Genomic DNA, 21,848 nt, shown 5'->3' on the forward strand with positions numbered 1-21,848 from the left:
ATCGGAGTCCCCTCGCAAGAGCTCGATCGACGAAGTGGATCGACTCTAGAGAAACTGGAGCCAGACCATCGTCGGACAAGTTCCCGGGTTGCTCGTCGATTCGTGAGCTAAGATTCCAACACGGACGGATTCTGTTCACCGGCCGCGTGGCACGAAACAACCAATGGACCTGGCGCCGGCGTGCGACCACGGAGAGACTCCTCCCATGACCGACATCTCGTCCCTGGGCGGCTTGAGCGATCTTTTGACCTCGGTGCGCGATCTCCGCAACGCGAGGGGCTCCGCCCCTACCCAAGAGACTCCCGAGAAAGAGGATCCGACCTCGAATTCGATTCGTGACGTGATCGAGCTATCGGAGAACCCGCTGGCCGCGTCGCCCGCTTCCGTCCCGAGCCAGAGTGAACTACGATCGCTCGAATTCTCGGTCGAGGCGAGCCGGACCTCGTTTCAAGCGAGTGGACCTGGGTTTCGCGCCGAGGGCTTTTCCGAACAACTGAGCCTCAACGCGACCTTCCAACAGGGCGATTTCCTCGTCCAGCTCAACGTGGAGATTCAGCGTTCGGTGCTCGGCGTCGCTTACGGCAGCGGAGCCAACCAGGAAAGTGGGGGCGGGCTGCTCGACGAACTGCTCGCGGGACTTCCGGAGGACGTTCGGGGGCAGTTCGAGCAGTTCCTCGGCGATGGCGAACCGTCCGACTTGCTCAGCGAGTTCTTCTCGCCGGAAAACACCGCGAACCGGATCACCGATTTCGCTCTGGGTGGATTCGGGTTCTTCGAAGGAGGGACCGCGGCGTCGGAGAATTCCGAGGAGTCACGTCAGCGTTTCGCGGACTACATCCTGCCCGCGATCGAGGAGGGCTTTCAGAGCGCCCTGGGGATCCTCGGCGAGCTTCCCGAGGAGACCACCAACGAGTTGGGTCAAACCCGCAGCCTGATCGACGAACGTTTCGCCGATTTCGTCACCGGGCTCGATTCCGCCGCCTGATCGGTCCGATTTGGCCCAATTTCGGACAAAAACGAACCGTTTTTTGTCAAGATCGAGCGCATTTTCGACAAATCTGGACCGAAAACGAACCGATTTGGTCGACGAACAAGGGCATCGACGCCCGGCCCCGAAAGCGCCTCCCACGGAGCGCGACTAGAAGCCGTTGGTGATCTCGTTGCCCGCGATGGTCCCGATCCCGCGCCACACCGTTCCGTCGATCGAGTCGCCGACGAACTTGACGGCCCCGTCCCCAAGGAGGACGTGAACACCACCAGGGTGATAGCTTCGAGCGTTCACCCCGGCGAAGGTTGGTTCGCCGTCCTTCTCGCGACTCCCCGACAAGTCGACATCGTTGTCGCTGCCGTCAACGGTGACGAAGTTTGGAGGCCACGCTGTCGTCATCCCCGTCTGGTGGACGTGGCCATCCACCCATTCGGTGTGCCCACTGGTCTTGAGCGTGCATCCCGAGGAATACTCGCCGATTGTCGAAGGATCGGCGTTCGTCGTGGGAATCGACGCCGGATCGGTCACGGAACTGAGTCCTCCGCAATCGCGATTGTACTTTTGCTGCATCAGAACTTCACCGGCTACCATCGTCTTGCTGCTGCCGTCGATCATTCCGGCGAGGCGCACGCTACTGTTGGGAAAGAAGGCCGATCGCGGCTTTTGGCTCAGCATCGTGCTTGGATTCACGCCGCCAAAGACGTACCAGTCGCCCATCGTCCATCCGTAGTTGACCCCGCCAAGCTCGACGCCAAAGTGGGTCGTCTTCTGCGACGACTTGGGATCACTGGGACAGCCAAACAAACCAATGAGCACCGCGGAAGCGGTCGTGTTGCTCGCGTGATCGTAGGAGTGATCGAAGTTGATTCGGTCGTAGTGCTGAACACCGTCGAGATAGGGCATCAACCGCGCGTGAATGCTCCATCCTCCAAAGACGGGTGCCCCACCCTGATAGGTCACGACGCTTGAGGGAGGCAGCACATTGAACGCCTCAATGTAGTTGTGCAGGGCGAACCCGAGCTGCCGCATGTTGCTGGCACACTGGCTTCTTCGGGCAGCCTCGCGAGCCTGCTGAATGGCCGGGAGCAAGAGCCCCACCAGGACACCAATGATGGCGATGACCACGAGCAATTCGACGAGAGTGAATGCACGACGGGAGGGAGACGAAACCATGGCTAGCCTCAAGACGACATCGCTAGGAACAAAGTCAGTGGCAGGGACCGGCGAACAAAAAGTCACCGCTACAGATACGTAGTGAGATTGAATCCCGGTGGCAAAGCCGCACCCACAACAATTCGCGACGCCGTCTCAATCTCACTGGAGACCCAAGCGACTGGACGAATTGTAACCGACGTCCCACCAAGCAGTTACGGAACTAGAGCGCAAAGAGACAGGAGAAGGTGCTCGGCGATCGCGCCGTCAAAAAACTTGCCGGACGCGACTCCGAAGGAAAGGCAATGGGGAGATTTTAGCCGCGCGTGACCACGAGATCATCGAACGATTCAATCGTCGGATGCTCATGCCCCGGCTCGATTGGCTTGTTGCCCAAGCGGACGACCAGCGCGGTCTTCATGCCCGCGGCGCGGGCCGCGTCGAGTTCCGCCACGACATCGCTGAGAAAGAGAATCTCCTCCGGCGAGTATCGCATTTCCTGAGCGATTTTCGCATAGCTAGTCGCCTCTTTCTTGGGGCCGGTCGTGGTGTCGTAGTGACCCCGCAGGTAGACCAACAAATCGCCCGCGTCGGTGTGACCGAAGAAGAGCCGCTGAGCGGTCACGCTCCCCGAGGAATAGATCCGGACATTGAGCCCATCCTTCGCCCATCGTTTGAGCGCGACGGGAACATCCTCGAAGACATGCGACTTTAGTTGCCCGCGGTCGTAGCCGAGTCGCCAGACCAATCCCTGAAGCTGCTTCAGCCCGGTCGCCTTGACATCCCCATCCATGAGCCGGATCACTTCGTCGTGGACGAGTTGCTGGACGTGCGAAGGCTCGAGATTGCCGCCGCACCACTGTGCCAACGACCCGGCACCGGCATCATGAGCGATCTGCTGGCAGGCCCCCATCAGCGCGGGCCGGTCCCACTCCTGCTTGAGGAACTCGGCCAGATGCTCGCGAACGAAGGGGAACATGACGTCGTAGACATAGCCGATCGAGGAAGTCGTCCCCTCGACGTCGAGCAAGATCCCGTTGACGGAACACTCGATCATGGCTTGACCGCGAGGTCGATCGCCTCTTCTCCGGGCGGAAGGTAGGACGGCCCCCAACACAGGGGCGGGTACTTGTGGTCGACCCCCTCTTCGATGTATTGCGGCGTCCATCCGGACGGATCCTCGAAGAGGCGAATGGCCCGAATCGTCTTTTCGCGACAGAGGTTGAACCAGTGCCGAGTGCCGGTTGGGACGTTGATCATGTCGCCGGCGGTGACTTCGATTTCAAAGACCGGCGCGTCGTCGAGGTTGAGGTGGAAGACCCCCTTGCCCTTGAGGATGAAGCGGACTTCGTCCTCGGAATGGGTGTGTTCCTTGGCGAACTTGGTCAGCATCGCGTCGAGGCCAGGCGTCTCGGGGGTGACGTTGATCACGTCGGCGGTGACGAAGCCCCCCTTCCGCTTGAGGGTCTCGATCTCCGGCTCGTACGCCTTGAGGATCTCCTCTGAACTCGCGTCGGGATCGACGCGTTCGGCGAGCGGCCAACGCTCGTGCCAGAGCCCCAACGGACTGAGGAACTTGCTGATCTCCTCATCATCGATCAGCACCCGATTCTCATCGGGAATCGTAATTTTCGCCATGACGTAGGACTCCTCAGGAAACAGTCGACGGCAAGGACAAGCTCAGCCGTCGTCCCACCGCCTCGAACAAGAACTCTAGGATTTCCACATGCCGACGGGCGGCGAAGAGATCCTTCCCCCACGTGTATAGACCGTGTCGGCGAAGGATGAACCCGTAGCGAAGGGTCTCGTCACCCTCGCGAAGCCGCTGGCTAAGTTCTTCGGAGAGCGTGCGCATGTCTTGGGAGTTTTCCACGATGGCGATCCGCTCGCGGTGCTCGTGGGTCTTGATTCCCTCGAGCCCTTTGAGCATCTCGTAGCCCTCGATCATGACGGCTCCTTCTTCCGCGAAGAGATCCGAGAGGAGCGTCGCCCATACCGAATGCGTGTGCAGGACCGCCCCCGCCCCCAATTGGGAGGCGATCATCGTGTGCAGCAAGGTCTCGGCCGAGGGCTTGGGCTGCGTCGGGGTCGTCGCCTGCCCCGACTCGTCAACGATGACAAAGTCGTCGATCCCGAGATTGCCTTTGTCCTTGCCACTGGCGGTGATCAAGAGTCGGAGAGGATCGCGATCGAGAACCACGCTGTAGTTGCTGCTGGTGCCGACCGACCACGTCCGGGCGTGAAACTGCTGTCCGATCTCGGCCAGCGCCAGTCGCTGCGCCTCTCCGTCCAACTCGGACGCCATGACGGTGGTGGTCTGACTCACGCGTGCTTTCTCCCCTGTCACTTAGTCAATCGTGTCACGGACGCTCGAAGAATTGCCCCCGGCGAGACCGGCTGGGCATCCGCGACTCAAGTCGTCCAATAATCACTTGAAGAGTTTATCAGGACAGGGACATCACGCCAAAACAAAGGAGCTCAAAGCGTCAGCCGAGACCGGTGAACCTCGCTCCGATGTCATAAAAGCCGCCCAAAATACGGCGGCAGCGGACGATGCGAGCGCGCAGAGAGATCTGGCGACCGCGGTCGCGAGTCAACTGAACCGTGATGTCGTCGGCACAGAAGGGTTTGGTACTGATAAACGCGATCCCGCTGTGAGAGAGATCGCGGGCGAAGTAGTAGTTCATCGTCCCCAGCTTCTCCTCGACGATGCCGACGCGGTCGGTGTAGACGAAGCGTTGATCATCGCGTCGAGGATCGGAGGGCATGGGATGCGTTTGCCCGCCGGTGATGACGCGGTCGATCGCGCCAACCACGTCTTGAAGAGGCTCGTTGGCCCCGTGGGGCTGTTCGGCATTCGTGAAGCTGAAGGTCGCCTCGCAGCACCCGAAGTGGATCATTCCCTCTTCGCTGGGTTCGTGATCGTTGATTTCGGCGGGGAGGTAGATCAGTTCGCCTTGGTCGGCCACCTCGATCAGGATTCGCCCCGGTGGAACGAGCTGCGGCTGGACGATCGAGACGAGATCCTTCGAGAGGTGATGCGCCATCGCCGTGAAGGCCGACTCCCAATCGGGCGAACCGTCGTCGGAGACGGGAATGACCCGGACTTGCCGTTCGGCGGGCAAGCGTTCGATCGAGCGTTGATCGCGTTGGGAGTCGCTATTGAGCGTCAGGATGCAGCGTCGACCGCCGAGTTCGTAGTCGACATCATCCATGAACGAACGCATCATCAGGATTCCGCGGCCGCTACAGCAGATAGCCTCTTCGGGATCCTCGGCAAGACCCTCTTGCGTCTCGCGCGCGATAACCGCGTGGGCATCGAAACCGTTGCCGTGATCGGTGATCGACCAACGGGCCCGCTGACCATCGTAGTCCACGACGATCTCGACCTCGCGATCGCAGTATTCCGGATCGTTGGAGCGTTGGGCGAGCGTCTCGGCGAAGACGGTGCCGCCGAGTTCCTTGAGGTCGGAGGTGATCTCGAGATTACCGTGGATGACGGCGTTGGTTAGCGCCTCGTGGAGGGCGAGCGACACCTTGTAGACGCCCTTCTCGTCGCAAAACCCATTGTTGACGGCCGTCTCGGACAGGAACCGTCCCATGGGTTCGATCAAATCGACACGACTAGGCATCCGAAGTCGGACAAAACTTGCCTCAACCGTGGAAGCTAGGTCGAAGGTATCCTTACTCGTCGCCAAGATCGCTTCCTCGCTGGTGGATTGCAAGAGGGGCCCCCCGCCTATTGCATGCGTCCAGATCAAGCGCGGTCGGGTGTTCGCGATTCATGCTAGCTGGAAAGCCAGCGAAGCGAAAGAGGATGGGATTGGACTAGTTTCCTCTCCTCGCACGGTCGATCCGCCGCTCCCGAAACCCTTTGCGCTCCTCCCCCAAGAAGGAACCCCGAGAGCATCTCCGAACCTATCACTCATTCCCATTGTAACACGTAACTTCAAGACAGGAAGAAACCGGACCTGTCCGGCACGTCGAAAATATCGTGAACGATCCGTCAACAACAGTACGAAAAGAATCGCTCCCCGACGGCTTTCCGAGCGTCGCCAGAACGCAACACGCCAATAATCAAGAGGTTACCCCGACGCCCGGCCAGCTCGCCACCCGAAAAACGCCCGGATTGACAAGACTCGTCGACCGCGCATAATGCCGCGCCGCGTCGGGATAGGTCACCTTCACGCCCGTCGCGGATCGAACACGAGGAAACTAAGTGGAAATAGACGCGGCGGCGACACTCTCCAACGATCAACTCCGGCTCGAGCGGGCGCGGCAAGTGCTGCGCACCGAGGCGAAAGCCCTGCTCGCCGTCTCCGAGAAAATTGGTGGGTCCTTCCTCAAGGCGGCCGACGCCCTCCTAGCCTGTCCGGGAAACGTCATCGTCACCGGGATGGGAAAGTCGGGCCACGTCGCCCAAAAGATCGCGGCCACTCTCTGCTCCACCGGAACCGTCGCCTTTTTCCTGCACCCCGCCGAAGCCATTCACGGCGACTTGGGACGAGTCACACAAAACGACACAGTGCTGGCCCTCTCCGACAGCGGAGAGACCGATGAAGTCAAACAGATCCTCACGCCCCTACGCGAATCGGGAGCGGTGCTCATCGGTATCACCGGGCGCTCCGGCTCGACCCTCGCCCGGATGTCGGACATCACGCTCTGCTACGGCCCAGTCAGCGAAGCTTGCTCTCTTGGCCTGGCTCCAACGACCAGTTCCACCGTGATGATGGCGGTCGGCGATGCGCTCTCGATCGTGCTGATGAGCGACCGAGCCTTCGGCGACGAGGATTTTGGGCGGTTTCATCCGGGCGGAAGCCTTGGACGACAACTTCGCTCGGTCGGAGAAATGATGCGCGACGGCGAGCAACTTCGCGTCGCCCCCGCCGATCGGACCATCCGCGAGGTCTTCGTCGAGACCTGCCGACCCGGACGGCGCACCGGCGCGGTCATGCTCACCGATCCCGGCGGCAAACTCGTCGGCCTCTGCACCGACAGTGATTTGGTCAGGCAGATCGAGCAACGAAACTCGCTCGATCGCCCCATCAGCGAGATCATGACCAAGCAACCGACCATGCTGCGGCGCGAACAACGCGTCCGCGACGCGATCGCGATCCTCAAGGACCGGCATTTCAGCGAGATTCCGGTCGTCGACGACGAGGGTCGACCCATCGGCATGATCGACATCACCGACGTGATGGACCTGTTGCCGACGCCCATGGCGGCGTGAGCGATGGGGGAAGAACACGAGGAAAGTCAAAGGATGGCGAGGGTGACCAGTAGTCTCGGCGACGACGAATTCCGGAGCCGAGCCAACGGCATCAAGCTACTCATCCTCGATATCGACGGGGTGATGACCGATGGAAGTATTGTCATTGATGATCATGGGAAGGAACTGAAGACCTTCTCGGTTCGCGACGGATTCGGTATCCGCTGCTGGCTTCGCGCCGGCGGCGACGTGGCGATCATCACCGGTCGGGTTTGCCAAGCGGTCGCCCACCGCTGTCGCGATTTGGGCGTGGAGCGGATCATCCAGGGGGCACGGGACAAGATTCCGGCCTTTCGGGAGTTGCTCGCGGAAAAAGGACTCGAGCCAGCCTCGGTCTGCTACCTCGGGGACGATCTCCCCGATCTGCCGTTGATTCGGGCGTGCGGGATTGGCGCGACAGTCGCCGACGGGCATCCGGTCGTCCGCGAGGATGCCGACGTGGTCCTCGAGAGCCCCGGCGGCAAGGGAGCCGTCCGCGAGCTCATTGAGGCGATCCTGGCATGCCAGGGACATTGGGAAGAGGTGATCGCGCACTACCGTCGCGAGATCCCCGTCCCGTAGGGTGGGTCTTGACCTACCATCGCGAACGTCCGGCGTTCGTGTCAGGCAATAGCCTGACCTACTGGTTGGTCGGCACTCCTCACCTCTCCCACGGGGAGAGGTCGGCGAGCGAAGCGAGACGGGTGAGGGGACGAAACGCCCTGAATGAAGAGGCGGATCGTCGAAGAATAGCCCCCTCACCCCACCCCTCTCCCACAGGGAGAGGGGAACAAGAGGCTCACTCTCCCACAGGGAGAGGGGAACAAGAGGCTCACTCTCCCACAGGGAGAGGGGAACAAGAGGCTCACTCTCCCACAGGGAGAGGGGAACAAGAGGCTCACTCTCCCACAGGGAGAGGGGAACAAGAGGCTCACTCTCCCACAGGGAGAGGGGAACAAGAGGCTCACTCTCCCACAGGGAGAGGGGAACAAGAGGCTCACTCTCCCACGGGGAGAGGGGAACAAGAGGGTTCGTGTCAGGCAATGGCCTGACCTACAAGAGACCTAGGGTGGGCCTTGGCCCACCGGTGGATGGGCCGGATCGGCGGAAGGTCGAACCGGCACTAGCCGTCTGGAGCCGTACGGAAGCGGTCTTCACACGGCGATGATCATGGAATAGCCGAGCGGAGCGCCAAGGATGGAGCGGCTGCTCAATAGCAAGCAGACCTTTACGGGCTTCCTGACCATGATGGTCCTGATGCTCGCATACGGTTTGTATGCGCACACCTTTGGCGGATTGACCGACTTCCCTCAGTTGGAACCGGACGAGCAAGTCCCGCTGGAGTTTACTCAATCGGTCTCGCCGGTGGTTCGCGAGTCGGAGATCGCGGCGCTGCGCGGTTTCGGCCCCAACTGTGACGAACTCAAGGCGCCGCTGATTCTCGAATCACGCAAACGGACCGGCCCCGATGTCGTCCCAGGACGGGGCGTCGGCCTGTTTGTCTACGCCACCGACTACGAGATCCTCAAAGTCGACGGCACGCCGAAACGGATCCGCCTACACCCCTTCAGCTTGGTCTATATCACGCGCACCGGCGAGGGGACCCAAGAGACCGACGAGATCAGCACCGTTCGTGGCGAGGAGGCGATCCTCGAGTTCGATCGACCGATCGAGATGACCAAGCTCTCGGGCGTCAAACCGATCGCCGGCTGGGTTCGCGGCAAGGTCAACCTCAAGTCCAACCGCCGCACCAAGGACCCGCGCGACGACATCATCCTCTTGACCGAGAAGCTACTCTACAGCGAGGAACGCAACAAGATCTGGGCCGACGATGCCATCCGCCTCATTGACAAGGAAGCGACCGTCACCGGCGTCGGGATGGAGGTCGAACTCTACCCGAAGGGCCCCGAGGTAGAGGGCAAGCGCAAGTCCGAAGCCAAGAAGATCAGCATCTTCCGCAACGTGCGTTTCGACTTGCTCGTCGATCAGGACTCGGGCTTCCTCGCTCCGGGGCCGGTCGCGAAGAGCGAGCCCGGCGAGGAGAAGGAAGAGAAACCGCCGACACCGGTCACCGTCACCGCCCGCGGTCCCTTCACGTTCGATCTCGAAACGAATCTCGCTCGCTTCCAGAAGTCGGTGCAAGTCTTGCGGCGCTCCCCGGCGAAGGAGGGACGCGAAGGCGAGTACTTCGACCAGCTCGAATGCGATGAGCTAGCGTTGCAGTTCAAGAAGAAGGTCAACGAGGGCGACGAGGAGCCGACTCCCGAGGTGGAGGAGGAGAACGTCGCCAACAAGGATCGCGGCAAGCGTCAGCTCGAGTTGAAGACGACCGTCGCCACCGGCGAGCACGTCATCCTGCTCTCCGACTCGCAGAATCTGCAAGCGACCGGAAACTATCTCTACTACGACGCCGAGAGCAAGCAGGCGGTCCTCCGCGGCGCCAAGGAGATGATCGCGATCCACGAGAACGCGGAGATTCACGCTCGCTCGCTCATCATCGAACAGGGCGAGGACTCCGGGGGCGAGACCAAGGGGATCCGCAACCTGATCGCCGACGGTCCCAACGGCTGGCTCGAGATCGCCGACCCCAAGGACCGCCAGGCCGGCAAGTCGCAACTGCGCGTCCGTTGGAAGGGACGGCTCAACCTCGTCTCCAAGCCGGGGACCGAACGGCGGCTCGTCACGATCACCGACTCGGTCGAACTCGAGGATGAACGCAACGCGCTGACCTCCGACAAGCTGAAGATCTGGCTCGTGCCGGTCCCCGTTCACGATGAGGACGAGGAGGAGGACTCCAAGCCGGACGGCAAGCTCCTCGCCCAGGGGGAGGAGCCGAAGAAGAAGCGACCGCGTCGTCGGCTGCAACCGGTGAAGCTGGAAGCGACCGGCAATGTCTCTTCGCACTCCGACGACATGACGGTGCTCACCGAGAGTCTCGGGATGGATATCGTTCACCGCGCCCCGGCAAGGACTGAGAAGAAGTCGCAGGCTCCCAAGGAGCCGACCGAAGCTCCCGCGAAGAAGGTCGCCCGCGGGCCGGCCTCGAAGCCGAAAGCGAACGAGGAATCCAAGCCGATTCCTCGCGAGGAACCCAAGCGCAAGCAAGAACCGCTCGACGTTCGCGCCAAGCGTGTCGTGCTGATCGTCGAACAGGCCGGCAATCGCACCACGCCGATCAGCGCCTGGGCCGAAGGGGACGTGCTCGTCACCCAAACGCCCACCGACGCCGACAAGGACGCGTTCGAGATCCGGGGCCAAGTCCTCCAGTTCGAGCGCAAGGCCGAGGGGGACATCGTCGAGGTCGGCGGTTCGAACAAGCGACTTGCGTTCATCAAGTCGACCGAGCTGACCCTCGCGGCCAACCAGAAGATCAATCTCGACGAGACCAGAAACCGCGTGCAAGTCACCGGCCGAGGCTACCTGACGATCGTCAACGACAACGACCTGACCGGAAAGAAGCGCGATCGGCCCGGCGTCGTCCGCGTCGACTGGGACCGCTCGATGGACTTCGACGGCAAGCTCGCCACCTTCGAGGGAAGCGTGGTCGCTCATCAGGACACCGCCGAGATCCACTGTGCCATCATGGACGTCGCGTTCGACCAACGGCTCAACTTCCGGGCACTGCGCGAGAACAAGAACCGCAAGAAGACGAAGTATCGCATCGAGACGATCGATTGCGACAAGGACGTGATCGTCTACGACGGCCAACGCCAGGGCAACCTCGTCACCCGCTACGTGACGCTTCGCTCGCGGGAGCTGCACTACGACAACCTCTTCCATCAAGCGATCGCCACCGGACCGGGCGACGTCCAAGTCGTCGAACGCCGTCCCCCGCGGGACAAGGCGGGCAAGCCCCAGTCGCCCTTCCTGATGACCTGGGTGAGCTTCACCGGCGAAATGCGGGCCAACAACGAGAACAAGACCTCAAAGTTCTTCGACGACATCCACATCGTCCACGCGCCGATCGGCCAGCTCGACGAGCGCATCAATCCGAATGAACTTCCTCCGGGAAGCATGATGGTCGAGGCTGCCGACTCGGCCGAGATGGGACAGTGGGAGGATGACGACGGCAAGAAGTTCCGCGACTTCCGCGCCGAGGGCAACGTTCGCGTCGAGGCCCGCGGCGAGTACTGGGGACAGTGCGATCGGCTCAGCTATAGCGAACAGCTCGATCGACTCGTCTTCGCCAGCGTTCAACGGCACAAGGCCCAGTTCTACCGCCAGATGCGCGTCGGCGAGAAACCGGTCGAGTTCCGCGCCCGCGAGATCAAGTTCTGGCGTACCAGCGGCAAGATCAGCACCACCGGCAGCGACGGATTCCACGGGTTCGACATTTCACCGAACAGCACCGGCGGTCGCAATAGCACCGAGGCACGCGCCCGGGAGAAGGCCCCCCGATGATCCATCGACTCGTGACAGCCTGCCGTTTCCGACTTGGGGGGGCCACTGGCTGCTCGTTAGCCAGTGACCGGGAACTTGGTGGGTCAAGACCCACCCTGCGACTCGTGACGCTGAGCTTGCTTATCGCGATGGTCCCGAGCCTGGCCTATGCCGGGGGGATCGTCTTTGAACGAACCGCGTCCGACCTGGGGAAACGGCGTGCCTCGGGAACGATCGAGGAGACCTTCGCGTTCCGTATCACCGGCAACCAGCCCGTCCAAATCGTCGATCTCGTGCCAAGCTGCGGCTGCGTCGTCCCGACGCTCGAACGGCGGACCTACCAACCGGGCGAGACAGGCGAGATCCGGTTCGGCATTCACACGACGAGTCAGAAGTCGGGCCCCAAGGACTACAAGCTCGGCATCGCGGTCCGCGATCCGGCTCCCCGAACCCATGTCCTGACGGTCAGCGTCGAGCTCTTCTCCGAGATCACCATCGAACCGTCGAACCTCCTGATCTACTTGAGGGGCAAGCAGCCCTTGCGGCAAGCGATCCGTATTCGCGATCACCGCCCCGAGGTGCTCCGCGTCACCGACGTCGTTTCGAGCTCGCCGCGAATCACGACGAAGAAGGACCGTGGCTCCAGCGGCACCAACGTCCGTCAGGTCAACGTCACGATCGACGCCGCCGCGTTCGCGATCGGCCGGCATGAAGAGCGCATCGAGATCCGAACCGACGATCCCGACTACCCGCTGATCGACGTCCCGGTCACCGTCGTCCGCATGCCGCGCGTCTCGGCCTTTCCCGACAAGATCTGGCTCTATGCCCACTCGAAGGACCATGCCAAGCGGCAGGTGCTCTTGCGTGATGAACGGGGCGAGCCCGTTCGCATCGTCCACGTCGAGAGCTCCATCCCGGGAGCCCAACTCGACTGGTCGAAGGAGAAGGCCCCCCTGCCCTCGGTGATGGTGGGCCTCGATCCGAACATGATCAACGTCGATGCGGAACCCCAGGTAAGCATCACCGTCGCCGAGCCGATCGAAGCGACGATCGTGGTTCCCGTCGGTTTTCGCTAGCGCCGCGATTGATTCCTTCGGCAACAAGGGAAGTCTTGGGTGCCATGCTCACGCTTGCCGTGAGCATGCAGGAACGACTCACGCTTGCCGTGAGCATGCAGGAACGACTCACGCTTGCCGTGAGCATGCAGGAACGACTCACGCTTGCCGTGGGCATGCAGGAACGACTCACGCCGTCTTGGGCATGCGGGAGCATGCGTTAGACTCGGCAAGCTCCCGCACGACGGGAGTCGACACCACTGGCCACCAACCACGTCTTCTCGAACGAAAAAGGAAGTCCATGTCACGTCCCGTTCGCTACGCCCTTCTCGCCGTCAGTGTCGTCGCGCTCAGCGTGGGATCGGGACTCGTCGGCCAGCGCCTTTACAAGCACTATCGCTGGAAGCGTTTCGACGTCGTGATGCCCGGGAAGATCTATCGCAGCGGCCAACTCGAGCAGTGGAAGCTTCGCCGGGCGATCGACAAATACGACCTCAAGCGGGTGATCTGCTTGAATCCCGATCACGCGGAAGAGGAACGTCAGCTCTGCCAGGAGCGCGGCATCGAGTTCCACTACTTCCCGATGCCCTCGGACGGTGTGGGGGAACCGGCGTCGTTCGTGTCGGTCCTCGAGTTGCTCACCGAGGCCGAGGAAGCCCCGGTCCTGGTTCATTGCCGCGCGGGTGTCGCCCGGACGGGAGCCTGCATCGCGCTCTACCGCATGGTCGCCCATGGCTGGACCGCCGACAGAGCGATCAGCGAGCTGCGTACCTACGAACGCAAGGGACGCTGCGAGCAACACCTGCAAAACCACATCCGCACCGTCTACAGCGACCATCTCGCCGAGCGCCAAGTCGCCACGTTCCCCGACGGCAACCTTCGCTGATCGAGAAGAGGTGGGCTTCCGAGGGATTCAGTCGTCGCGTTTGGCGACTCATCATTCCGTTCCCTGCCGAATGTCGACTTGGCGATCACAACGAGCCGTTCCGCCATCTTGACACCGAGCCGCGTGGTTCCCTCTTCACCGGCCCACGACGAGCGTGGTCCTCTTCACCGGCCCACGACGAGCGTGGTCCTGGCCGCCAACGGAAGCGGTTGAAGATGGCGTGACGTTTTAAGACAAAGCCAAGAACGAATTCGCGAAGAGCGTCACCCAGACAACGGCACGACGTCGAGACCAGTGATGAGTAGAGATACGACGACGCCCCCGCCTCGCTACTTCCCGGAAAGAGAGCTGCCCCCCTACACCTACGTCTCCGGCTATACGCCGCATCCGATTCGGGATCCGCGTGGGCATCTCTTCGGTCGGCCCGAGTCGCCCGTTCTCTTCGACGAAGAGCGATGGCAAACATCCGCCGAATACCTCTATGGGATTGATCTCTTCAACCACGGTTTCTACTGGGAGTCGCATGAAGAGTGGGAGGGAATCTGGCGGCAGTTGCCAAACGAACGACCCGCCCACACATTCTTCAAAGGGCTGATCAAGCTAAGCGCCGCGGGCGTCAAAGTACGCGAGGGCCGACCTGAAGGAGTTCGACGCCACGCCCGGCGCTCTCGTGAACTCTTTGAGCGGATGTCCAAAATGTTACCGGGTGATTCGGCGTACTATCTAGGCCTAAACATGGAAGGCCTCGCGATCGTCGCGTCCCACATCGCCTCGAGTCCTCCCGAGTGTGGTTCCCGTCCATCAGAATCGGTTGAGATCGTCTTCCCCTCCCCGCTGGTTCTTCACGACTACCAGTAAAGTCCCGAGACTCACTCTTGTACCAATGCTCCCCGTCGTGAAACGCGCCCTTGCGTTCGTTCCTCGCCCACCGTGCCCCAGCAGTCCGTTGATTCAAGCGGGCCACGGCGAGGACGAGCCTTGTTGGCCAAGATCAAGGAGAAGAAACGCAGGCGAATCCGTGGACTTGTCGAGATTCGTCAGGCGCGGGAATGAGGCGAGAAGACCGTTCCCAGTTGGCATTTAAGAAGTCAACGGCCGCTAGCCATGGGCTCCGAACATGCGCGGACGGGACATCGAAGGGCTTACCCTCGAGCGAGCGACCTCTACTTCTCCAACCTCCCTTGGCCCCGAACCATTGACCGTTTGGTCACTTACAAAAGTTGCGCGTTGCTGGAACTTGAAGACGGCAGTCATACAGTTAAGCGGATGGTCAATGCGCGGATAGAGAAGAAGTGTTGATTCTCTCCATCTGTCGCACGCATCGCGTGGAACAACGGGATGGGCAGCCCTCGCAGCCGTCGACGCATCGTTCAACGGTCTGCTGGAGAAGGAACGCTCAAGCCAAGCAGACCGTTGGTTTAACAGTCCATTGATTTAAGCGGGCTAAGGCGAGAACGAGCAATGTTGGCCGAGATCAAGGAGAAGAAACCCGAGCGAATCTGTCGATTCGTCGAGTGGTTTCGACGCCGAGATTGGTCAAGAGGGCCGTTCGGAGCCGACAGCGAATCGATCAACGGGCAGCTGGACTTCTTGGGTTCTGATGGCGTTTCCGGGTAGCGCTTATCATCATTCCCTTTGTTCTCATGGACGAACGTTACACACCAACCAAGAGAATAGCGGGTGATGCCGCATCACCCTCGACGTTCATCTTGGTACGGAGGTTGCACGACGAATGGCGAGAAAGAAAGCCGCGGGACCGAATAAGAGCGCCTTTATTCGTGAGCAATTAGGTGCAAACCCTGAAGCATCCGCCAAGGATGTTAGCCAGAACTGGGCCAAGCAGCATCGCGGGACTATCAACGCGACCCTCTTCTACCAAGTGAAGTCGGGCATGGGCTTGAGTTCCGGTCGACGCGGTCGCCGCAAGGGCAAGAAGGCGTCGGCGCGTCTCCCACGCAAGGTGGCCGCGGCAAGCGGTGGTGGCGACTACGCCAAGATCGAGGCCCAACTCGATCTCCTGATCAGCCAAGCTCTGGAGCTGAAGGACGACCGACTCGCGACCCATCTCAAGCAAGCCCGTCGCCACGCTTCCGCACGGCTGATCTAACAACCCGTTGATCTATTCGATGCCAGCTACGAACGGCCCTCTTGACCAATCTCGGCGTCCAAGAAACGCGACGAATCGACAGATTCGCTCGGGACTCTTCTCCTTGATCTCGGCCAACATGGTTCGTTCTCGCCTTGGCCCGCTCAAATCAACAGACTGCTAGATCAACGGACTGCTAGGCTTCGTCTCAAGAGTTGATCGTCGGCCCGAGGCACAGCGAGTTGGTGGGGGACGAGGAGGTCGAAACAGGCGAATCCGTTGGATTCGTCGATGCAGACCGACAAACTCCCGCGGCAACTTAGCCAGCCGAAGCCGACTCTTGAGACGGAGCCTAGTGTCCCGATTTGCAAATTCGTTCATGAAATCTCGGCCCTGAGATCGTGCGGAGGATTGCCCAATCATGGGCGTTTTCCGCATGCCCACGGCCAGCGTGGGCATGGCACCCAAGAGTCTTTTAGTCAATGAATTAACCAATCAGGACACGAGAGCATCGGTCCACCATCCGAGCCGGCATCCGCGGGCTCCAGGAGGTTGGCGATCGCGTCCTTGATCCCAACGACCCGCAACGCTCGGTATTCTCCTTTCCCGGGAAGGCCGAGCGAGGCAAAATCGCCTTCCTTTTTCTCTTGGGGCATGCCAAGATCGACACCACTTCACGAACGTCGGTGCGTCACCGCGACGTCGCGAGCGAGAGCGAACGCTTGGCTCGAGGATTCACCGGGACGAGACTCCACTTCGTGAGATGACGTAGCGTGCCCGGATGAGCTGACGGCCCCTTGATCGTCGCCGGCAGCGAGTCAATCATTGGGCAGTTGACCCTCCACGTGTTTTAACGACCCAAAGACAAGTAGACCGGATCTCCAGATGTCGCTGTTGTGCCCCCGCTCTTCGATGTGCTCAATCGTTTCCGCTCTGTTCTGTTGGTTCGCCCTGCTCCCGACCACCGGTCAGGCGCAGGAAAGCTATCAAGCCGACGTCAAACCGGCTTCCGACGAGGCCGAACTCTCCCTGCGGTCGATTCAGGTTCCCGACGATCTGAAGTTGGAACTCTTCGCCGCCGAGCCCCACGTGGCGAACATCGTCGCTTTCGCGACCGATGACCAGGGACGGCTCTATGTCGTGGAGACCTTCCGGCTCCACGCCGGCGTGACCGATATCCGCGGCCACATGGATTGGCTCAAGGACGACCTCGCCTGCCGCACTGTCGCCGACCGCGTCGCCAAGTATCGCAAGTACCTCGGCGACAAGTTTTCCGACTACGAAAAGCACCCCGATCGCGTCCGGCTCATCGAGGACACCGACGGCGACGGCAAGGCCGACAAAGCGACCGTCTTCGCCGAGGGCTTCGACGACGCCGCCACGGGGATCGCCGCCGGCGTTCTCGCCCGCGACGGCAACGTCTGGCTCACGTGCATCCCCGACCTCTGGCTGCTGCGAGACACCAACGGCGACGGCAAGGCTGATCTGCGCAAGTCGCTCCATCACGGCTACGGCGTTCACACTGGCTTTCTCGGACATGACTTGCACGGGCTCACCTACGGACCCGACGGCAAGATCTACTTCTCCATCGGTGATCGAGGCATCAACGTCAAAACCGACAAGGCTCACCTCGAGTACCCCGACATGGGAACGGTGCTTCGCTGCAACCCCGACGGCTCGGACCTGGAAGTCTTCGCCCAGGGCCTTCGCAACCCTCAAGAACTCGCCTTCGATCAGTACGGCAATCTCTTCACCGTCGACAACAACTCCGACGGCGGCGACAAGGCTCGCGTCGTCTACGTTGTCGAGGGCGGTGACAGCGGCTGGCGCATCGGCTACCAGTTCCTCCAGAAACCGATGCTTCGCGGACCGTGGCGCGACGAGAAGCTTTGGGAGCCGCGAAACGACAGCCACCCGGCCTACCTCCTTCCGCCGCTGATGAACTTGAGCGATGGTCCGTCCGGACTGGCGTATTACCCCGGCACGGGGCTGCCCGAGCGCTATCAAGACACCTTCTTTCTCGCCGACTTCCGCGGCACACCGACGCGAAGCGGGATCCGGACCTTTAGCGTCGCCCCCGATGGCGCGGGCTACAAAGTCGCCAACGACGACAAGCTGCTCTGGTCGGTCCTCGCCACCGACGTCGAGTTCGCCAATGACGGCGGCCTCTATGTCAGCGACTGGGTGACCGGCTGGGGCATGACCGGCAAGGGACGCATCATCAAGGTCGTCGATCCGAAGCAAGAGGGAAGCGAGGAACTCGCCGCGATCAAGAAGATCCTCGCCGAGGGAGTCCAGGACGCCTCGAGCGAACGCCTCCTCGAACTGCTCGGGCACCAAGACCAACGCGTTCGCCAGCGTGCTCAATTCGAACTCGCCAAACGGCGCGAGAGGGCGATTCCCACGCTCCTAAAAGCGACCCAAGCGGGCCAACCCCTGTTACGGCGTTTGCACGGCCTCTGGGGATTCGGGCAGGTCGCTCGACAGGAACAAACCGACACCGCGCCCATCATCGCCCTACTCGCCGATGACGACGCCGAGGTCCGTGCCCAGGCGGCGCGCGTGCTCGGCGATCTGCGCGATGCCGAGGCTTACGACGCCCTTGTGAAGGCCCTCCAAGACGCAAGCCCTCGTGTCCGGTTCTTCGCCGCCAAGGGACTGGGCAAGCTCGGTCGCTCCGCAGCGATCGAGCCGCTATTGGCGATGCTTCGCGAGAACGACAACAAGGATCTCTATTTGCGGCATGCGGGAGCGATGGCGCTGCTCGGAATCGGGGACCGCGAACGACTCCTCGATGCGGCCCACGACTCCTCCCCCGCCGCTCGGCTCGGGGTCTTGCTCGCCCTGCGCCGGATGAAGGATCCGGAGATCGCTCGTTTCCTTCAAGACAGCGATCCGAGTCTCGTCAACGAGGCGGCGCTGGCGATCCACGACGTTCCAATCAAGGAGGCGCTGCCGGCACTTGCCGCGTTGGCGTCACGGACCGACTCGCCGCCGCACATTTTGCGTCGGGTCGCCAACGCGAATTACCGCCTCGGGGGCACCGAAGAAGCCGCGCGGTTGGCCAAACTGGCCGCGAATCCCAATGTGCCCACGCCGCTACGGGCCGAAGTGGTGACGTGGTTGGACAAGTGGTCGGACCCACCGTCTCTCGATCCGATCGTCGGGCTCTACCGGCCCGTCGACGCGAGCAGTCGTTCGCAACTCGCCGCCAACGACGCGCTGGCGACGCACATCGAGGCCCTACTCATTGAGGCTCCCGAGCAGGTTCAACTCGAGACGGCGCGACAGTCGGGATTGCATCGTATCAAGGCCGCCAAACCCCATCTCGTCAAGCTCGCCGGAGACGAGAAACGTAGCGGCAAGCTGCGGGCCGAGGCGACCCACGCGTTGGCGAACATCGACGAGGATGGCCTCAAGCAAGCCGCCAACGTTACCATCGCCAGCAACGTGCCCGAGCTTCGCATCGTCGGCATGAAGCTGATGGCGGAACATCAACCAGAGCAAGCGGTGCCGCCGCTGGAGAAGGCACTTTCCGAGGGAACGGTGGCGGAGAAGCAAAACGCCGCCCAGCTCCTGGCGGGGCTCGAACAACCGGGCGCGACCGAGGCGCTCGCCACCGCGATGGATCAGCTCCTCGCCGGCAAGGCGCCCCCGGAGATCCACCTCGAACTGCTCGAGGCGGCTCGTTCGGGCAAGTCCCCCGCCCTGAAGGAACGGCTCGAGCGCTACGAAGCTTCGCTCGCGCCCGGCGATCCCGTCGCCCCCTTCGCCGAAGCCCTCGCCGGGGGCGACGCCACCAAGGGAGCGGACGTCTTTCGCCGCACCGAGACCGCGTGTGCACGCTGCCACCGCATCGGCAAGTTCGGAAGCGACGTCGGCCCTGAATTGACCGATCTCGGCAAACGCGAGAAGCGCCAACACATCCTCGAGTCGATCGTCGCCCCCAACGCGAAGGTCGCCAAGGGCTTTGAGGGAATCACCATCGTCACCGTCGACGGCGATATCCTCACCGGCGTGCTCAAGGAGGAGAACGACCACCAAGTGACCATCGTCACGCCGAAGGTCGAACGCAAGACGATCCGCAAGGAAGACATCGACGAACGGGCCCCCGGGAAGTCCGCGATGCCCGACGACCTCATCAAGCGGCTCTCGAAGTCGGATCTTCGCGACCTCGTCGAGTACCTCGCCCGCCAGAAGTCCAAGCCGGTCGGCCCCTCGGGTCACGGCATGTGAGCGGGATCGCTCGCGGGCAGTGGAGCGCTTCGAGTCCGGTGTTGTTCCAAGGCCTGTCGACGGACGATCACTCCGCCGGCTTGAGCAGCGCGAGGGCATCGAGGAGTGCGAGCGAGATGACGCTCTCCTCGCTCAGTACGGCATTCGCCCCCGACGAGCGAAGCACCGACGTGTTGGTGACGTAGCGACAGCGGACCAAGAGGCGACACTTGCGATTCATCTGTCGCACCAAGCGAACGACCCGGACCGCGACTTGATCGTCCGGGACGCACACGACGACGATCTTCGCGTTCTGCGCCCCGGCATCCCGAAGGACCACCTCGTCGGTCGCGTCTCCGCCCACCGTGCGAAACCCCTGCATCGAAAGCTCGTGAAGGTTGACGGGACTCATGTCGACCCCGCACACGTCGTAGCCCTCCATCTCGAGCCGAGAGACAACCTGACGCCCCGCCGGCCCGATGCCGATCACCAGCGCCTCGGGACTGCCTTGTTCGAAGGTGATCAGCGGCTTGCCCGTCACCGCCTCGACCTCGCCGGCCCCCTTTCCCCAGCGCATTCCCCAGCGCAAGAGTTGCGGCGTCAGGATAAGCGACAGCAGCGCAATCAGCAGGACGAGGTCGTACTGGAAATCGCTGATGATCCCATCCTCGTTGGCGGTCGACGCGAGAACGAAGGAGAACTCCCCCAAGTGCGCGAGCCCGAGCCCGGTTCCGAACGCCATCCGCCAGCCGAGCCCGGTGAGCCGAAGAGCCAGGCCCGCCGCGATCATCTTCCCGACGATCACCGCCGCGAGCAGCCCCACGACCAGGAGGGGCATCTCCCAGATTAGCTTCGGTTCGAGCAAGAGCCCCAAACTGACGAAAAAGACGGCGGAGAAGGTCTCGCGAAACGGCAAGATTAGCGCGTCGACCTGTTTGGTCAAGCGACCGTCACTGAGGGCCAGCCCCGCGGCGAACGCTCCCATCACGACCGATAGCCCTACCGCGTGGGTCGCCATGGTGAGGCTTCCGAAGAGGACCAGCGCGAAGAGCACCACCAGTTCGGGACTGCGCAGGTTCGCCAGTCGACCCGCGACCCAGCGGCGCAAGATGTAGCGCAGCAGCCAGACCGCTCCGACCAGAAGTCCCGCCATCAGGATGAGGCCCAGCCCGCGCAGCAGCGGGTTCTCTTGCCCCTTGCCCCCCGCGATCAAGGGAACCACCAGCAACAAGGGCACCAGCGCGACATCCTGAAAGAGGAGGATGCTGATCGCCCGCCGCCCCTGGGCGCTGACGCCGTGTCCCGTCTCGGCGAGACTCTTGAAGACGATGACCGTGGAACTGAGGGCCACCGCCAGGCCGACGATCAGCGAGGCCTGCCAACTCCAGCCGACGAGCAGGTAGAGGACCAAAAAGGTCGGCAGCGCGACCAGCGACATCTGAACGCTCCCACCGATCAGGAGATGACGGCCGAACTGGGCGAGTTCGACGATCGACAGTTCCAGACCGATCGAAAAGAGCAGCAGTAAAACGCCACCCTCGGCGATGAGTTGCAACTCGTGCGGCCTCTTCTCGAGTTCCGGGAAGACGAACTGGCGAATCGCGACGCCAGCCAGAAGATAGCCGACAAGCAGCGACGCTCCGAAACGTTTCGAGACGAGCGCGGAGACGAGCCCGCCGGTCAAGATGACCAGCAGCGCGAGTTCGAACGAGAAATCCACCGAAGTTGCGATCAACGTGAGGTCCTGTGAGGGAGGAAACGTCGGGCACGACGTTGATATCACTGTTCAACCAACATCGAACGAGCCACGGGCGTACCTCTCGTGGGGCGGGAGAGGC

At 62.0% G+C, this 21,848-nt stretch carries 16 protein-coding genes; 10 read left to right on the top strand and 6 right to left on the bottom strand.

Annotated elements, in window-relative coordinates:
* The first annotated feature begins 205 nt into the window (after window positions 1-205).
* Complete coding sequence (locus tag Pan216_RS16770; RefSeq protein ID WP_145259555.1) at window positions 206-985, top strand: DUF5610 domain-containing protein; 780 nt, start codon at window positions 206-208, stop codon at window positions 983-985.
* A 153-nt stretch (window positions 986-1,138) separates the two neighbouring features.
* Here the strand turns inward: Pan216_RS16770 and Pan216_RS16775 are convergent, their stop codons facing one another.
* From Pan216_RS16775 to Pan216_RS16795, 5 genes are all read right to left on the bottom strand, one after another.
* On the bottom strand, window positions 1,139-2,161 hold the full coding sequence (locus Pan216_RS16775; protein WP_145259556.1) for a DUF1559 domain-containing protein: 1,023 nt from the start codon (window positions 2,159-2,161) through the stop codon (window positions 1,139-1,141).
* Window positions 2,162-2,456: 295 nt separating this feature from the next.
* A complete protein-coding gene (gene mtnC / locus Pan216_RS16780) occupies window positions 2,457-3,197 on the bottom strand; it encodes an acireductone synthase (protein ID WP_145259558.1) in 741 nt (246 codons plus the stop codon).
* Window positions 3,194-3,778 (bottom strand): 1,2-dihydroxy-3-keto-5-methylthiopentene dioxygenase, encoded by a 585-nt coding sequence (locus Pan216_RS16785; protein ID WP_145259560.1) that lies wholly within the window; start codon window positions 3,776-3,778, stop codon window positions 3,194-3,196. The genes mtnC and Pan216_RS16785 overlap by 4 nt, the downstream gene beginning before the upstream one ends.
* 13 nt (window positions 3,779-3,791) lie before the next feature.
* Window positions 3,792-4,466, bottom strand: coding sequence for a methylthioribulose 1-phosphate dehydratase (gene mtnB / locus Pan216_RS16790; protein WP_419192635.1), 675 nt, complete (start codon window positions 4,464-4,466; stop codon window positions 3,792-3,794).
* A 160-nt stretch (window positions 4,467-4,626) separates the two neighbouring features.
* Window positions 4,627-5,838, bottom strand: coding sequence for an ATP-binding protein (locus Pan216_RS16795; protein ID WP_145259562.1), 1,212 nt, complete (start codon window positions 5,836-5,838; stop codon window positions 4,627-4,629).
* A 521-nt stretch (window positions 5,839-6,359) separates the two neighbouring features.
* Here Pan216_RS16795 and Pan216_RS16800 point away from each other — a divergent pair.
* The 9 genes from Pan216_RS16800 to Pan216_RS16835 all read left to right on the top strand — a co-directional run bounded on the left by Pan216_RS16800 (window position 6,360) and on the right by Pan216_RS16835 (window position 20,031).
* A complete protein-coding gene (locus tag Pan216_RS16800; RefSeq protein WP_145259563.1) occupies window positions 6,360-7,370 on the top strand; it encodes a KpsF/GutQ family sugar-phosphate isomerase in 1,011 nt (336 codons plus the stop codon).
* Between the two features lie 33 nt (window positions 7,371-7,403).
* Complete coding sequence (locus tag Pan216_RS16805) at window positions 7,404-7,970, top strand: KdsC family phosphatase (protein ID WP_145259565.1); 567 nt, start codon at window positions 7,404-7,406, stop codon at window positions 7,968-7,970.
* A 615-nt stretch (window positions 7,971-8,585) separates the two neighbouring features.
* Complete coding sequence (locus Pan216_RS16810) at window positions 8,586-11,789, top strand: hypothetical protein (protein ID WP_145259567.1); 3,204 nt, start codon at window positions 8,586-8,588, stop codon at window positions 11,787-11,789.
* A 104-nt stretch (window positions 11,790-11,893) separates the two neighbouring features.
* Window positions 11,894-12,844 (top strand): DUF1573 domain-containing protein, encoded by a 951-nt coding sequence (locus Pan216_RS16815; RefSeq protein WP_419192636.1) that lies wholly within the window; start codon window positions 11,894-11,896, stop codon window positions 12,842-12,844.
* A 44-nt stretch (window positions 12,845-12,888) separates the two neighbouring features.
* Window positions 12,889-13,047 carry a hypothetical protein gene (locus Pan216_RS28430; RefSeq protein WP_419192637.1) on the top strand — a complete coding sequence of 53 codons (159 nt, stop codon included), beginning with the start codon at window positions 12,889-12,891 and terminating at the stop codon, window positions 13,045-13,047.
* 77 nt (window positions 13,048-13,124) lie between these two features.
* On the top strand, window positions 13,125-13,709 hold the full coding sequence (locus Pan216_RS16820; protein WP_419192638.1) for a phosphatase domain-containing protein: 585 nt from the start codon (window positions 13,125-13,127) through the stop codon (window positions 13,707-13,709).
* A gap of 297 nt (window positions 13,710-14,006) precedes the next feature.
* A complete protein-coding gene (locus Pan216_RS16825) occupies window positions 14,007-14,567 on the top strand; it encodes a DUF309 domain-containing protein (RefSeq protein WP_145259573.1) in 561 nt (186 codons plus the stop codon).
* Window positions 14,568-15,441: 874 nt separating this feature from the next.
* Window positions 15,442-15,816: a hypothetical protein gene (locus Pan216_RS16830; RefSeq protein ID WP_145259575.1), complete on the top strand. Its 375-nt coding sequence runs from the start codon at window positions 15,442-15,444 to the stop codon at window positions 15,814-15,816.
* A gap of 864 nt (window positions 15,817-16,680) precedes the next feature.
* On the top strand, window positions 16,681-20,031 hold the full coding sequence (locus Pan216_RS16835) for a PVC-type heme-binding CxxCH protein (protein ID WP_145259576.1): 3,351 nt from the start codon (window positions 16,681-16,683) through the stop codon (window positions 20,029-20,031).
* A gap of 67 nt (window positions 20,032-20,098) precedes the next feature.
* Here Pan216_RS16835 and Pan216_RS16840 read toward each other — a convergent pair whose 3' ends face one another.
* On the bottom strand, window positions 20,099-21,745 hold the full coding sequence (locus Pan216_RS16840) for a cation:proton antiporter (RefSeq protein ID WP_419192639.1): 1,647 nt from the start codon (window positions 21,743-21,745) through the stop codon (window positions 20,099-20,101).
* Window positions 21,746-21,848: the final 103 nt, after the last annotated feature.

Source organism: Kolteria novifilia (genome assembly GCA_007748055.1).
GTDB lineage: Bacteria > Planctomycetota > Planctomycetia > Kolteriales > Kolteriaceae > Kolteria > Kolteria novifilia.